At 38.3% G+C, this 17896-nt stretch carries 3 protein-coding genes and 1 pseudogene; all 4 read left to right on the forward strand.

Annotation, left to right across the window (positions count from 1 at the left end; all coding sequences use genetic code 11):
• Positions 1-1201, forward strand: a pseudogene (locus B6A10_RS00005) (PorP/SprF family type IX secretion system membrane protein); the annotation flags it as partial.
• A 118-nt stretch (positions 1202-1319) separates the two neighbouring features.
• Entirely contained in the window at positions 1320-15308 is a 13989-nt protein-coding gene (locus tag B6A10_RS00010; protein ID WP_188219207.1) for a T9SS type B sorting domain-containing protein, read from the forward strand.
• Positions 15309-15351: 43 nt separating this feature from the next.
• Positions 15352-16326, forward strand: coding sequence for a PorP/SprF family type IX secretion system membrane protein (locus B6A10_RS00015; protein WP_188219208.1), 975 nt, complete (start codon positions 15352-15354; stop codon positions 16324-16326).
• Between the two features lie 324 nt (positions 16327-16650).
• The gene (locus B6A10_RS00020) at positions 16651-17838 is read left to right on the forward strand and encodes a phosphoglycerate kinase (protein ID WP_188219209.1); all 1188 of its coding nucleotides are present in this window, start codon (positions 16651-16653) and stop codon (positions 17836-17838) included.
• The last annotated feature ends 58 nt before the right edge of the window (positions 17839-17896 follow it).

Consider the following 17896-nt stretch of genomic DNA (forward strand, 5'->3'; position numbering starts at 1 on the left):
AAACAAGGCGAAAGCCGAAGCTCTTGCCGCTCAGAAAGCTGCTGAGGAAAAAGCAAAAGCAGACGCTTTGGCGAAAGCCAAACTGGACGCTGAAAACAAAGCGAAAGCCGAAGCTCTTGTCGCTCAAAAAGCTGCTGAAGAAAAAGCAAAAGCAGACGCTTTGGCGAAAGCCAAACTGGACGCTGAAAACAAAGCGAAAGCCGATGCTCTTGCCGCTCAAAAAGCTGCTGAGGAAAAAGCAAAAGCAGACGCTTTGGCGAAAGCCAAACTGGACGCAGAAAACAAAGCGAAAGCCGATGCACTCGCCGCTCAAACCGCTGCGACACCAAATGATACTAATGCTAAAGAAATGGAAGATTTAGCAAAATCCATTGAAGAGCTAAAACGCAGCCAACAGGAATTATTGAAAAAATTTAATGACATGGTTGCCATTAAAGAAAAAGACCTTAAAGACTTAAAAGAAGAAAATGATTTAAGCGAAAAAGGAATTTTCAGAGCGCCAAAACCATTTAAAAGTGCTTCTGCTGAAAACAGAACTATTGAATCCTTACGCCAACAAATTGCCGATATCAATCAGAAACAAAACCAAAAGATTAAGGAATTAGAAGCTTTATCAGCTGAGAGAAACAAAAAAGCATCTACTAAAAACGACGCTTTCAACCGTATGTATCAAAGCACGATCAGCCAATTAAAAACAGAACAATCAAACGCAGTACAAACCAATCTGAATTTGATTGCTTCCTTAGAGAAAATTAATACCGAAACTGAAATTGAGAAAAAAAGAAGAATCAAACGAGCCTCATTTGAAAATGATCAGGCAAAATATGATAAAGACAGAGCTGTTTTAAATGAAATAAAAGAGAAAACACCGTTTAGCGCTGTACCTCTAAAAGCCGAAGATTTTGACTTTGGTGAAGAACAGTCAAATTTGCAGATTCTAAAGAATGTAAATCATGCTGAAAATGGTTATTATTTAATTCTTGCGGCTCATAGTGACATAAGTAAAAGAAACCAATTTTTAACAAAAACAGTCGCCGCAGGTCAGTCTAATATTGATTTCTTTTACGATGTAAACACAAGTAAATATTTTATTTATTATGAAAAATTCGATGATTTGGAAGCAGCTAAAAGAGCGTTAAAAGCAAAAGGAAGTAAGCCTTACAACGGCAAATTATTCATAGTACGAATTGAAAACAATTAGAACATGAAATAGATTTAACATAAAGCAATACGATAATCCAACCCAACTTTACGCCCCTGAAGTTGCCGTTGGATTATGGTATTTAAAGATATACCAACGGAACTATAAATTTTCCCGAATGAAAAAAAACTACCTACTAATATTCACTTTGCTCAATGCAAAGCATTCTTCTTTTTATAAAGCCTTTAGAAATCAATTAGAATTGATATTCGATTCTAATAGTGAAACTTCTAAACTAAAAGATTTATTCTGTGTTTTTTCTAAAAACAGGATAAAACTACATTTCACTCTTGCACTCTTGTTAATGACTTTTGTTTCATTTGGTCAAAATTACAAGCCTTTTTCTATTAGGTATAATAATGAAATCAAAGGAAATATGTTACTAATTGGTAACAATATTCTGGGCAAAGACAACAACAATCTTAGTGATAACAGTGTCAACCAGAATACAAATATGCAATATATAGATATTGATAGTGATGCTTCCACTTTTAGTTCAAGTAGTGCCAACCTCAAAATGCCTAGCACTTCCGGCTGCTCCAAAATTGCATATGCGGGTTTATATTGGGGAGCTATACTCCAAGTGCCGCAAAACAGATCAGAAATCAATAAAATTAAATTAAAATTACCCGGAAATACTACTTATACTGATGTGACAGGTGAACTTATTTATGATGCTGTAGTAGATCCCATAGCCGCAGGAACAAACGAACCTACAAATACGCCTTATGCCTGCTATGCTGACTTAACCACTTTAATATCTGGTTTAGCTGATCCTCAGGGAACCTATACTGTCGCAAATGTAACATCAAGTTTAGGATTTAATTCTACAACAGGTTTATCGGCCGGATGGACACTTTTTATAGTTTATGAAAATGATGCAGCTACAAAAAAATCAATTACTTCATTTGATGGTTTCAGCAGCATTTATGATGATAAAACTTTATCTATCCCTATATCAGGTTTTATAACACCTCCTTCCGGAACTATAAACATATTATATGCTTTTGCAAGTTTGGAAGGAGATAAAGGAGAAGTTGGTAGTAAAACTGAAATCAATGGTAAAGCAATCACCAATTCTCAAAGAGCATCTAATAGATTTTTCAATAGTATTATTACAGATGGGAATGGTTATTTTACAGACAGAATCCCTAACAACAGTAATTCTTTAGGTTATGATACCGGTATAGAAACAGTCCTCTCAGCTGAAAAATCGGTAATTAATTACAATGCAACTTCTGCAACAATTACCGTTCAGGTAGCAAAGGGTCAGGCCAATCCAATATTTTCTTTTTTCAATGCGTTTGCCGTAGATGTTATTGCCCCTGAAATTAAACTCACTAAAATTGTCGAAGACATCAATGGAAATGACATTGGAAATACAAATGTCACTTTGGGTGATAATTTATATTATGAAATAGGATTTCAAAACATCGGGAATGACAATGTCAAGAATTTTACGTTAAAAGATGTTCTTCCTAAAAATGTAATATTTAATTACCCATCTGATATTATTTCTTTACCAACAGGCGTAACTCACACCTATAACTCTACCACAAGAACATTAGAATTTTCCATTCCAAATACCTTAGTTGAAGTTAATTCCCTAAGCCAAACCATCCGATTGCATGTACAATTGGTAAGCGATTACAACCAAATAACCGATGCCTGTGACAACGTAATAAAAAACCAAGCTCTGGCCTCATATCAGGGAGTTATCAACACCAAACAAATTGTAGATGAAGGAAGTTACTCCTCAACAACTTGTAATTTTGGAACTCCACAATCCACCAATTTTTTGGTTAATATTAACGGGCAAACTTTTTCCAGAAATGAAGTTTTATGTGGCGCCAGTGTACAGCTATCCGCTGCTGACGGCTATGATTCCTACTCCTGGTCAAGCAGTTCAACGGGAACTCCGGTAATAGGTACTAATCAAACTTATACCGCAACAGATACCGGAACGTATTATGTAACCTCCACGTCTGATTGTGCAACCATTACCGAAGTGATAACCGTTATTCCTTTTGGTAACACCATAACTAATCCTGTGATTCCTTATGCTGACGAAGTAGTAATTTGTCAAAATAACGGAAAAGAACTGCCTAATATTTTCCTTTGTGGAGCCAATTCGAGCCGCTATATTCAAACCAATATTTCAGACGCTTCTACTATTCAATGGGAAAAACTTGACGAAAGCAGTTGTCCCGCTCAAACCATTACAAATTGTGCCAATGAAAACACGGCCTGCCAATGGAATGTTGTAGGCACAGGACCAAATTTTCTGGCGAATACTTCCGGACAATTTAGAGTAACTTTACTATATTCGGGAGGTTGTTTTAGCCGATTTTATTTTAATGTTTACCAAAACTTATTGAACCCGACGGCTACCAGCAGAGACATCATTTGTACAACAATCGGTCAAATTACTATCGGGGGAGTTCCATCAGGGTACGAATACAGTTTAAATGGTACCGATTACCAGCCTTCTAATATTTTTCCGATTGCTACAGCGGGTGCTTACACCGTTTACATCAGACAGGTGGGTGTAACTACTAATCCCTGTATTTTTACGGTACAAAACATTCTGGTACGTCAAAGAAACTTTAGCACCTCAACTATTGTCAGCCAGCCTTTATGTTACGGCGACAAAGGTTCTATAAAAATTGGCGCTGCTGATGCTTATCCTCAATACTATTACAGCATTTCGCAAGGAGGAACTTTAGTTAATAGTGTTGGTCCTGTTACAGCCAGCGACTATGAATTTGCCGGATTAAATCCGGGCACTTATACCGTAAGAGTATGGACTGATGACGGCTGTGATTCATCTACCGCTATTACTATAACCGAACCTCCGTTGTTATCAGCAACATCGGCATTAACTAAAGCCTTAACCTGCGAAGATGGCGAAATAACCGTTTATCCTGTTGGAGGAACTCCGCCTTATAACTATTACGTAAATGGCTCAACTTCTTCACAAACAACACCACAAATTACAGTTAGCGCCGCGGGAACCTATTCTATTCAGGTAGTAGATAGTCAGGATTGCAGTACCACCACTTCCATTACTGTAGTTGCTGTACCGGCTCCTGAATTTACTATCAGTCAAACAAATATTTTGTGTTATAATGATACGACCGGAGTCATCAATTTTACTGTTACTAATGCCAATGGTTATACTTTGACCTATAGTATTGATAATGGTGCTACTTATATTTCGAACCCTACTTTTTCTAATCTTGGCGCCGGAACCTACAACGCTATTGTAAAATATTCATTGGCTGGAACCGATTGTTTTAGCACCGCGCAAACCATCACTATTACCCAACCCGATACCGCAGTAACTGCTTCGGCAGGAGTTTCAGAATTAGCCGGTTGCGGAACATCAGGAGAAGGAAAAATCAGAATTACGAATCCTCAGGGAGGTACCGCACCATACGAATATAGTTTTGACAATCAAACTACATGGACAACAACTAATGAGGCTTATCTGGCGCCGGGAACTTACACCGTATACGTTAGGGATGCCAATGGCTGTATTTATCCAATGCCTAATATTGTGATAGATCCGGTACCGGTTGAACCTACAATTAATGTAGAAAACCCTGCTTTTAATTGCGACGGTACCGCTACTGCTACGGTAACGGTAACCAATAATGGAGGCGCAAATTATAGCTACGAATACCTTATTGACGGAATTCCAAATACTAATGTTCCGCCTAATGTGTTCACCAATGTCTCTTCCGGAACGCATACCGTGAGCGTTTCGTACCAATTATTGACTGCGCCAACTTACAGCAATTTATTAAAAGAAGATTTTGGATCTGGTTCTGAAGTGGCTTCCCCGGGAATTAATCCGTCCTTTTGTTTTGAAAAACAAAACTTCATCACCTGTGATAGAAACGGAACCCTAAACAACGGAGAATATACCGTTACCAATACCATTAAAAACGGAATATACAGCGGATGGCACAATCCCGTTGATCATACTGCCGGTAGTGCCATCGGAAGATATTTAGCGGTTGACGCCGGAAGCGCTATACCGAATAACGCTGTTGTGTACCGAAAAACCATCCAGGACATTATTCCAAACCAACCTATTCAGGTACGTTTCTTTGCTACCAATTTATTGAAAGTAGGCAATACCCAACCTAATGCTTCACTGACTGTTGAATTACAAAATGCATCCGGAGTTGCCTTATCCTCAGAATCTACCGGAGGAATACCAAAAACGAATGGTTGGATCGAATACAACAAAACCATTAACCCAGGAGACAACACCACATTAGACTTTGTATTACGTTTAGAAATAGCTCAGGTTAATGGAATCGATTTTGCGGTTGACGATATCGAAGTTTACCAATTACCAAAAACCTGTATTACAACCAAAGATTTTACTGTAATTATCCCAACCGATGAAGCCTTTACAGCATCATTAGTAAATGTTAAAAATCTAAACTGTTCGGAACCCAATGACGGTGAAATCACCATTGCAGCAACTAATTTTGATACTACAAATGGCTATCAATATTCTCTTGACAATGGAGCGACATGGAACACACAAACAGCTTCTCCATACACCATTACCGGATTGGCTCCAGGCACTTATAATTTAAAAATTCGTTATGGTGCTACTGCAGGCAATACTTGTGAGCAATCATTTACTGCTACAATTACGGCCCCTGCTCCATTAGTTATTACAGCAAGCGTTACAAGTCCGGCTAGCTGTTCGGGTGGCGCTACAATTACAGCTGCTGCAACAGGAGGAACGCCAGCTTTTCGTTACGAATTATGGGATGCTACAGCAACCACTAACATTGTAAGTTCACAAACTTCCAATACATTTACTAATGTTGCTCCGGGAAGCTATATTGTTCGCGGATACGACGCTAATAACTGTACCGATGACAGCCCAGTGATTACAGTAGTTACTCCACCATCTTTATCAGCTAGTTTAGATCCAAGTTCGGATTTTTGTTATGATAGTCTCAATCAGGCAACATTAGTAGTAACTACTTCCGGCGGAACAGCTCCATTCGTTTACAGTCTGGATGGTGCTCCTGCCCAAAACTCTAACACTTTTAACAATGTAAGCCCGGGAACTCATCAAATAGTAGTAACGGATAGTTTTAATTGTATAGCAACTATTGCCAATATCATTATTGCTCCGCAATTAACGGCAACTATCCCAAGTGTAAAAGAATTAGATTGTACTGCTACTCCGAATGCGATTATTAATGGAACAATTTCCGGTGGTTATGCACCATACACCGTTACGCTTATTTCAGGTACGGGATCTGGAACTATTGCACAGCCAAACGCAACTACTTTTACTTACACCACGGCAGTTGCAGGTACATATCAATTTCAAATTCAGGATGATCAAGGTTGTACGACCACAACATCGGCAACGATCAATCCTTTAGTTCCTGTAAATGCTACATTAAACACCATAAATCCATTATGTAATGGCGATGACAATGGTTCGGTTCAGATTATTCCATCAGGAGGAGTGGGACCTTACACCTATAGTTTTGATGGAAGCGCATTTACAACCACTAGTCTTTACAGCGGATTAAGGGCCAATATTGCTTATAACTATGAAGTTCTTGATAGTAAAAATTGTTCTTTCACAGGAACAGTCACTTTATCTGAACCAACGGCTTTAACAACTACCGCAACAGTCGTTCCGTTTAGCTGTAGTCCAACCAATACCAAACAATCAGCAACAATTACTATCGAAGAACCTACAACAGGAACAGCGCCATACACCTATAGCTTTAACGGAAGTGCTTACAGCAGTTCAAATGTTTTAACTGTAAACGATACTGGTAGCGATCAAACTATTAATTATTCTGTTAGAGATTCCAATGGTTGTACTTTTCCTGAAAGTGTTACTCTAAACAAACTAAATCCTCCGGTTGCGGGATCCATTGGAACAACGCCTATCACCTGTAACACAAGCACAAGTACAGTTACCGTGACTCCTACAGCAGGAACAGGTGTAGGAACATTAACCTATGAAATTGTTTCTCCGGCATCCACTGCTCCATCCAATACTACAGGAGTGTTTACGGGATTATTACCGGGGACTTATATTTTTAAAGTAACCGATACTAATGGCTGTTATTACACCCAATCTCATAATGTATTGCCGGTGACTCCAATTGCCCTTGCTGCTAATGTAACCAGCAATGTGTTGTGTTTTGGTGATAGTTCAGGAAGCGGATTATTTACCGTTTCCGGAAATAACACTGTAGGTGCTTATACTTTTGTATTGACCGCTGGCACATTAGGAACTGGTACTTTAATTCAATCAGGAAATACAATTACTTTATCGAATGTAGCAACGGGCACTTATACTGTGGAAGTAACAGATACAGCTACCGGCTGTAAGGATGATGCAACTATTACTATTACTCAACCAACTAATCCTCTGGATTTAATTTTAACTTCAAATGTTAATGCGAATTGTATTATACCTACTTCAAAAGTAACAGTAACTGCAAATGGAGGAACTCCAAACTACACGTACTCATTTGTTCAAAATAATGCGCCTGCAGGAAGCTACACGGCTTCTAACACAGCCAACTTAGATCCAACAGTAAATTTGAACTGGGATGTGTATGTAAAAGATGCGAATGGTTGTATAAAAAAATTAGACATAATAATTGCTAAAGATCCTACTCCAACTGTTACCGCTTCGGTACCAAATCAATGTACTTCTAATGGAAGTTCTTACACCATTACTGCTGTAGGCAGCGGAGGTGTTGGAACATTAAGTTATAGCATTGGTTCAGGATTTCAATCAAGTCCTAATTTTTCTGTGACAACTCCAGGAGATTATACTGTTACAGTTAGAGACGCTAATCTATGTATCGGAACAACAACGGTTACTGTTTATCCGTTTTTAACCTCAACCGCTGTATTAACAAAAGATTTAACTTGTGATGGCCCTACTGATGCAACAATCACACTAAATACAAATGGTGGAAACGGTCCTTATTTCTACAAGGTATCAATCAATGGTGGTGCGTACAATACAATAAGTTTAGCAGCCGGAAACACCTATACGGTTTCTTCTGCAGGAACATACCAATTTGAAATCACGGATGCAAACGGATGTACCAGACTATCAAATATTGTAACTATTAACCCAATTGTTGATCCTGTAATTAATACTCTAACACAAACCCAACAAATATTTTGTAGTGACGATACTACAGCAGCCATTACCGTAAACATTGACACATCTAAGGGTATTGCTCCTTTTACCTATAGTATTGACGGTACAAATTTCCAATCTTCTAATGTTTTTACTGGTCTAGCAGCAGGAACCTATACTGTAACCTTAAAAGATTCCAAAGGTTGTACAGATACTGATAATATTACAATTAATCAACCAACTCCAATTAACGTAACTTATCACGTTGTTGATATTAGCTGTGGTGCAGGCGGGGTTTCTAAAGGTTCGATTATTATTGATGCCGTTTCGGGTGGAAATCCAGCTTATAATTATTTTGTTACCGGAACAAATGGCTACAATGCTTCCGAATTAAACAATTTAGGAGATACATCAACCACTTTTGACATCGTAGATTTTGGTTTGTACCAAATCAATGTGGTGGATGCCAATGGATGTTCAGTATTAATTCAGAATGTATTAGTAGCATCTCCACCGGATGATTTAGATATCAATATTGACTCAATAGCCGATTGTACAGGTGGAACAGCTCAAATATCTGTTACCGGAGCTACAATAGGTAGCGGTCCGTTTGCTTTTGCTGTTTATACAGGTTCAACAATGACTTATACTCCAGGTGATCCGGCATGGTATCTTGAAGACTCACCGGGAAGTAAGCATACAACTATTCCTAATTTAATTCCGGGAGTTACTTATACTTTTATAGTTCACGATATTACAACCGGATGTTATTACTATGAAACTTCCGACACAGCAATTCCTACTAATTCGGACTTAGTAATCAGTAACCTGATTCCTAAAAACATCACTTGTAAAGGTGCAGCTGATGGAAAAGTGAGCTTTGATATTATCAGCAACTATTTGACCTCTACAAATATTACTTATGAAATATTTGATTCCTTATCATTAATTACGACCGGAGTTACGGGCTCTGGAACAATTCCTGCTAATGGAACTTTAACTATTACAGACGCCGGAAATTTACCTTTTGGTAATTATATTATTGTAGTAAAAGAAGAAATTGGTGCAGAAAACGCTGGTTGTTCTATCGCATCTGACAGCTTTAATATTACCGAATCAGCCAAAGATTTAAGTATAACAGCTGCTGTAGTACAAAATGCCAACTGTAATGCTAACGGAATTGTAAGTGCCCAAGCCAAAGACGGAACGGCTCCTTACCAGTTTATGATTTCAACTTCGGCAACACCACCTTTGGCAACTGATTCGGGATGGGTTTCTTCCAGTACTTTTAGTGTGCCGGCAGCCGACTATTATGTCTATGTTAAAGACGCCTACGGTTGTATAAAATCATCTACGATTCAAACGGTACCATTAGACCCAAGTCCTGAAATTGCTTTGACACCTACCAATAATTGTGTTGATGAAGGAAACTATGAAATCACAGTTAGCTTGACAACAGCTGGTATTTCTCCTTATGCTATCAGCGTTAATGGAAGTGCATTCCAAAATATCACTGGTTTACCATATGTTTTAAGTAATCTAAATTCAGGATCTTATACAATCACTCTAAGAGATTTGAATGGCTGTACCGATATCGAAACAATAACCCTTTACAGAAAGCTTTCCGTAAATCCAATCGTAACCAAAGAATTAGATTGTACAACTTCACCGAATGCCGAAATTACTTTAAATGTAACGGACGGCCTCGCTCCGTTTACTTATGAAGTTTCCACTGATGGAGGAGGAACTTACGGTTCTTCAACTCCATTTTCAGGAACAAATACCACAATTTATTCAGCAGCAACAGCCGTAACCTACACTTTCAGAGTAACGGATACTAATGGTTGTCAATTTATCTCAGAAGCTACCATTGAACCTAAAATTGTTCCTGATTTCACTTTTACTCAAACAGATGAGAGCTGTATTGATTCAAGCGATGGTACGATTACCATAACACCAACTGCCGGAGTGGGACCATTTACTTACAGTATTGATAATGGTGCAAATTTCTATGCATCAAATGTATTTACAGGATTGAATGCCGCTGGTACTTACAACATTATCGTGAAAGATAGTAAATCTTGTGACTCTGCTCCTCAACCAGCAACAATAGGAGAACCAACTGCTGTTAGCGGAACTGGCGATTTAACCCAAGAGCTAACTTGTGGCGCAGGTAATGCTACTCAACCGGCAATTGTAACCATAACAGGTTCAGGAGGTACTGGAACTTATCAATATAGTTTCAACGGAGGAGCATCATTCAGCAGTACAAACACTTTTACAACCTATACCGCAGGAACGGTTTCAGCTTTCGTAAGAGATAGTAATGGTTGTATCAGCACTGCAACTGTTGATGTTCCTGTTCCGGCATTAGATCGTCCAACAGACATGACTTTTGATACCACTTCCCCAGTTACTTGTTTAGCTGACGGAACAGTAGAAATTACCGGTGTTACTGGTGGTGTACCATCATTAAGCTATGCCATTTTATTCCCTACATCTGCAACAACTAATACTACTGGTGCTTCAACTGGAATCTTCACAGGATTAGCACCGGACACTTACCTATTCCAGGTAACCGATGCCAATGGTTGTAGCTATCAGGAAGCCTATACAGTAGATCCGGTAACCAACATAACCGTTTCCGGACAGTTAATTAGTGATGTGACCTGTAATGGAAGTTCCAATGGTGTGATTGAATTTACCGTTGCTAATTTTGCGGGAACATACAGTTATGTATTTAATGGGGAAACACCAGAAATTGGACAAAATTCGACAACAATTACTAAAAACAATTTGGCCGAAGGAACGTACCTCATTACAATTACAGATGAAACTACAGGTTGTGAGGCTACAACTTCCGTTACAGTTTCAGAACCTACACCATTAGCTTTAACAGAAACAACTAACATCAATGCTAATTGTAATTTTGGGACTCAAGTATCGGTAACCGCTACAGGAGGAATTGCTCCTTATAGTTATTCATTTGTACCAAGCGGAAATGGTGCAGGAGCTTATACCAACTCTGCTTCAGCTGTTTTAGACCCTGCTATTTCAACTGCTTGGGATGTTTGGGTAAGAGATGCCAATGGCTGTGTGATTTCAAATCCTTTAGCTATAACAATTGCTACTGATCCGTTACCAACGGTAACTGTAAATTCGTTTAGTCAATGTCCATCGCCAACCGGAGAATATACCTTTACGCTTTCAGCAACAGGTATCGCACCATTTGAATATAGTATTGGCTCAGGATTCCAAAGCAACGATACATTTACAGTAAATGCTTCGGGCTCTTACGATGTAACGGTTAGAGACGCTAACGGATGTACCACTACTGTATCTGGTTTGGTGAACATTTTACCGGCCTTACAACTAACAGCAAACATTACTGCCTTACCAAGTTGTGCCGATGGTGATGGAACATTAATATTAACAGCCAGTGGAGGTTCAGGCAATTATCAATACAGTTTAGATGGTGGAACTTATCAAGCTTCAGCGGACTTTACCAACTTAACTGCCGGTTCACATACGGCTACGGTGAGTGATCTAACGACGAGCTGTACCTACTCTATCACGGTAACTTTAGAAGCGGCAACTCCGGTAACTGGTTTTGCCCTTTCAAAAACAGATGTGACTTGTAACGGAGGCAGTGATGGAGTCATTACAGCTACTATGGCTACTCCTGCTCCGGGTGTGAATGATAATCCGGTGTATCTATACAGTCTTTCGGGTGATGCAACAAGAGCACCTCAACAATCTAATATTTTCAATGGATTAGCAGCAGGAAGTTATACGGTTACTGTTACTTCAGCCAGAGGTTGTACAGATACTGAAACAATTGATATAAATGAACCTGCACTCATTGTGGTTCCTGCTCTCGATGTTATTCAATTTGGATGTAATCCTAATTCGAATGCCAATAATTTTGCAACCATTACTGTAAATGGAGCAACAGGAGGTTCAGGAGTGTACAACTATGAATTCATCAAAAACGGAACAAGAGTCCAATTTGGAACCAACAATGTATATACCGAAGCCGATTTGTTAGGAGGAAACTACACCGTAAATGTTCATGATGACAAAGGTTGTCCAGGCGCTGCTCCAGCTGCCGTTACCATTGACTCGTATATCGCTTTGGATAAAATAAACGTAACCGTTAACAATGCTATTACTTGTGCTAATTTAGAAGACATCACAGTCTCTGTGAGCAGTATTGGTGGAACTCCGGCAAGTTTACAATATACTGTTGAAGATAATTTAGCAGGAACTCTTGGAGGCGTTTATTCTCAAACGAATACTTCTGGAATTTTTACAGGATTAACAGTTGGAGAATACATCATAACAGTAATAAATCCAACAACGGGCTGTAGTATTCAAGACGTTTATTATGTAAATGAACCAAATACTTTTGACATAAATACTAGCAATACTATTGATGTAAGTTGTTATGGAGGATCTAACGGCAGTGTCGCTATTACTTTTATTGATCGTGTACCAACTCCTACTGACGAAGCAGGTGCATTCAGCTACAACATTGTTGATGCCTTAGGAAGTCCGGTTACTTCAGGAGTAAGTCCTACAGCAGGACCATTTACGATATCTAATTTGGCCGCGGGAACTTATACCATAACAGCAACTTTAACCAATAGTCCATATTGTTCCGTTACTAAAAACTTCACAATTGCCCAACCTTCAGCAGCTTTAACAATTGCTGAAACACATACCGAAATCACCTGTATATCAAGAAACAATGATGGAAGTATCTCAGCTACGGCAACTGGCGGATGGCCTGGTGGTTATCAGTACGAATTAGTTGGACCGGTGAATGTGGCTTATTCTTCTCAAAGTACTTTTACAAATCTGACAGCCGGAAATTACACTGTTAACGTAAGAGATAGTAAAGGTTGTATCGATTCCGCAAATTTGACTTTAGTAATTCCAACACCAATTACTATTACAGCAAGTGCTGACACAGCTATGGTAAATTGTTTTGGAGATAAAAGTGCAAGCATTACTGTAAACACTACCTCAGGTGGTCAGGGTTCTAATTACATGTATACTTTGAATACAACTTCTTTAACACCTCCTACTTCAAGTGGTCCGCAGGCTTCTCCGATATTCTCAGGTTTAGGAGCCGGAACTTATACAGTAAGTGTAACAGATGGTTACAGCTGTACCGCTACATCTACTCCTATTGTAATTACCGAACCATCAAAAGTAATTGCCAGTTTAGTTGTTGCCAGCACGCAAACTTGTAACAATCAAACTACGCTAACATTAAGTGCTACAGGTGGAACAGGAACTTATAGTTACAGTAGCGATGCTAACTTTACAACTGTTTTAGGTTCATTTGCGTCTTCTGTAACATTCCCGGTAGCTCCGGGAACTTATGCCTATTATGTTAGAGATAGTAATGGTTGTACTTCGGTTATTTCGAACCAAATTAAAATAGATCCGCTACCTCCTCTGACAATAGACATTGACAGAACTAATGCGGTTATCAATTGTGCCGGAGATAATACCGGAGTAATCGTAGCAACAGCACAAGGCGGATTAGGAAATTACAGCTATACCTTACTGGATGGTTCGGGTGCTACAGTTCAAGGACCAAGTGCTTCTAGTAATTTTACCGGACTATTTGCCGGCGATTATCAGATAAAAGTGGATAGTGGTGATTGCAACACTACTTCAGCTGTTATTACAATTACACAACCTTTGGTACCATTAACTGCCACAGGAACTATTACACCGGTAAGTTGTAACGGAGCCAATAATGGTATTTATACAGTAACAGCTTCTGGTGGGACAGGTATTATCAAATATGCCATTTCACCAAATTTAAATCAGTTTTTTGATTCTAGTATTTTTGAAAATCTGGCACCGGGTCATTATGATGTTATTGTTCAGGATCAATTAGGATGTTATGTCCGATTAGATTTTGACATGACTGAACCAGCACCAATCAGTGCAACAGTTGATCCAACTTCAATAGTTCCTGAAGTTTGCTACGGTGACAATGATGCTGCATTTAGTATTGATATAGCAGGTGGTGTATTGCCGTATAGTGTTATTTTAGATGACCCTAACGGTACTTTTACTACCGGAGCTCCTACTCAGACACGTTTTGATTTTACAGGAATAACAGGAGGAACGCACATTGTATATATTATTGATGCCAATAGTTGTTCGTACGAATTAGAAGTTCCTTTGGAAGAATCGGTTAAAATTAATCCGGTTGCCTTAGTAGATTACAGTTGTGTAAATAATGCGGCTGCTAATTCGGTGACAGTAACAGTTGATCCTAGTATTACGAATCCTGCCGATTTAGATTATTCATTAGATGGAGGAAATTATCAGTCAAGTAATATTTTTACAAATATTACTCCGGGTACTGCACATTATATTGATGTAAGACATACTAACGGCTGTATCAAGCGTACTCCTGCTTTTGACATTCTTCAGGTAGATCCATTGACCTTGACTCTAAGTGATGGCGGATTGAACGAAATTGTGGCAACTGCAACCGGCGGTGGCGGAGGTTATCAATATACTTTCAACGGTGAGGACAATGGTACTAAAAACACTTACATCATTTACAAATCAGGAGATTATACCGTTCAGGTAACAGATGCTAATGGTTGTACCGCAACAGCAACCCGCTATTTTGAATATATTGATGTGTGTATTCCAAATTACTTCACTCCAAACGGAGACGGAATAAGCGACGGCTGGGCTCCGGGTTGCACCATAAATTATAAAGATTTAACATTTGACATTTTTGACCGGTATGGTCGAAAAATTGCTACTTATCACTTAGGGCAAACCTGGGATGGAAAATACAACGGACAGGAACTGCCTTCAGGAGATTATTGGTTTGTTTTAAAACTAAACGATCCAAAAGACAATCGGGATTTTGTAGGTCATTTTACACTTTACAGATAGTCAAAAAAGAAAAAAGCTATTGCCCCAAATTAAAAATAGTAGAATGAAAAAATTAATGATATACTTTCTTCTCCTGACAATAAGCCAAAGTTATTGTCAGGAAATGAATTTGCCGGTTCACACTCAATATTTGGCAGATAACCACTTTGTGATTTCGCCAACATTTGCCGGAATTGGTGATAACCTTAAAATCAGAGCCAACGGACTCGCACAATGGATTGGGATTAAAGATGCGCCCAGAAATGCATCCGTTTATGCCGATTTTAGAATCGCCGACCGTTCCGGAATCGGAGTTTCTTTTTATAATGATAAAAATGGAAATACCCGTCAAAACGGTGCTAAATTCTCTTTTGCCCAACATCTTATTTTGGATTATTATACCAAACAATATCTGTCTCTGGGAATATCCTACAACATCAATAATTTTAAAATTGATATTGAAAATTTCAACACTACTTATGAAATTCCGGTTTTAGACCCAAGTGTAACAGACAACCGTTTTAATTCGAACAACAACTTCGATATTGGTGCTTTGTACCGCTATGATAATTTTTACTTAAGCCTAAATGCTAATAATATCTTAGCCAAAAATATTGACAAATACTTTGGTGCTGAACCTAATTTACTTTTAAATTATCAAATCTATTCCGGTTATGTAATTAAAGGACCTGCAAACAGCCGAGTGGAATACGAACCTTCGGTTTATTATCAGTTATTTGCCAGTGACAAACGTTCCAGTACCGACATCAACATAAAATACCGAAAATACAACAAGTATGAAGATTACTATTGGGCCGGAATTTCCTATCGTTTCCTGAATGATCAGGTTTTTAAACCACTGAATTTAGGACCAATGGCAGGTTTTAAAAAGTCTAATTTCTATTTTGCCTATTCTTATCAGGTTACCCTTAATCCGTTGATGTCTTATAATTCCGGGACGCACATGATTACTATTGGATTGGATTTCTTTGCCGGAATAAGTAATTGCCCTTGTACCCAAAGTCCGGTTCATGATTAATTACTCCTAAAGCAATTATTTTAAACTATAATTTTATCTAACAAGTTACAATTCATTTTTTACTTGCTAAAACGCACAAAAAACTAATAAATTCAAAACCTTCATAATTCCGATATAATCTAAACTTTTGTTTGCTATGTTAAAGAATGAAAATTTAACTTTTAACAGCCATTTTTTTAAAATAAGAAATATACAGCAATCCTCAGATGGATTACATCGTTTTCGTTGCAAAAAATTGATTTTTTTTGAGATTTAGAAATTTAATACTAGCGGAAAATATCTATATTTGTTTCACTTTCAAAAAAACAATCTAAAATTAAACTAATGAAGACTTTAAACGATTTTGATTTTAAAAATAAAAAAGCAATTATCCGCGTAGATTTCAACGTGCCTTTGGACGAAAACTTTAATGTAACAGATGTTACCCGTATCGAAGCGGCAAAACCTACTATTACTAAAATTCTTGCCGATGGCGGAAGTGTTATCTTGATGTCACACTTAGGTCGTCCAAAAGGAGCTGAAGATAAATATTCATTAAAACATATCTTAAAAACAGCCAGCGAAATTCTTGGTGTAAATGTAAAATTTGCTTCAAACTGTGTGGGTGAAGTAGCGCAACAAGCCGCAGCTGAATTACAAGCCGGAGAAGTTTTATTACTAGAAAATTTACGTTTCCACGCTGAAGAAGAAGCAGGAGATGTTGCTTTTGCAAAAGAATTAGCTTCATTAGGAGATATTTATGTAAACGATGCTTTTGGAACAGCTCACAGAGCACATGCATCGACTACCATTATTGCTCAGTTTTTCCCAGAGCACAAATGCTTCGGAACTTTATTAGCTAAAGAAATCGACAGCATCAACAAAGTATTAAAAGACAGCGAAAAACCAGTAACGGCAATTCTTGGAGGTTCAAAAGTTTCTTCTAAAATTACAGTTATCGAAAACATCCTTGACAAAGTAGATCACATGATTATTGGTGGTGGAATGACTTTTACTTTTGTGAAAGCGCAAGGAGGAAAAATTGGAAATTCTATCTGCGAAGATGACAAACAGGAATTAGCGCTGGAAATTTTAAGATTAGCTAAAGAAAAAGGGGTTCAGGTTCACATTCCTGTTGATGTAGTTGCCGGAGATGATTTCTCTAACAACGCAAATACTCAGGTGGTTGATGTAACCAATATTCCTGACGGATGGGAAGGAATGGATGCCGGACCAAAATCATTAGCAGCTTTCGAAAAAGTAATTATGGATTCGAAAACAATTCTTTGGAACGGACCTCTTGGAGTGTTTGAAATGGAAACATTTGCCAAAGGAACTATCGCATTAGGAAACTATATTGCAGCAGCTACAGCTAACGGAACATTCTCCCTTGTAGGTGGTGGTGATTCAGTTGCAGCGGTAAAACAATTTGGTTTCGAAGATAAAATGAGCTACGTTTCAACTGGTGGTGGTGCTATGTTAGAAATGTTGGAAGGAAAAACTTTACCTGGTATTGCAGCTATACTAGACTAAAATATAACAATTTTAACATTTTTTATTGATTTATTTAGCTGCAACATCTTAAGTTTGC

The sequence above is a fragment of the Flavobacterium pokkalii genome, assembly GCF_014596575.1.
GTDB classification, from domain to species: Bacteria; Bacteroidota; Bacteroidia; order Flavobacteriales; family Flavobacteriaceae; genus Flavobacterium; species Flavobacterium pokkalii.

What these genes read in the sequence shown, in the direction of transcription:
- B6A10_RS00010 (WP_188219207.1), top strand. Translation starts at nt 1,320, where the DNA reads ATGAAAAAAAACTACCTACTAATATTCACTTTGCTCAATGCAAAGCAT.
- B6A10_RS00015 (WP_188219208.1), top strand. Translation starts at nt 15,352, where the DNA reads ATGAAAAAATTAATGATATACTTTCTTCTCCTGACAATAAGCCAAAGT.
- B6A10_RS00020 (WP_188219209.1), top strand. Translation starts at nt 16,651, where the DNA reads ATGAAGACTTTAAACGATTTTGATTTTAAAAATAAAAAAGCAATTATC.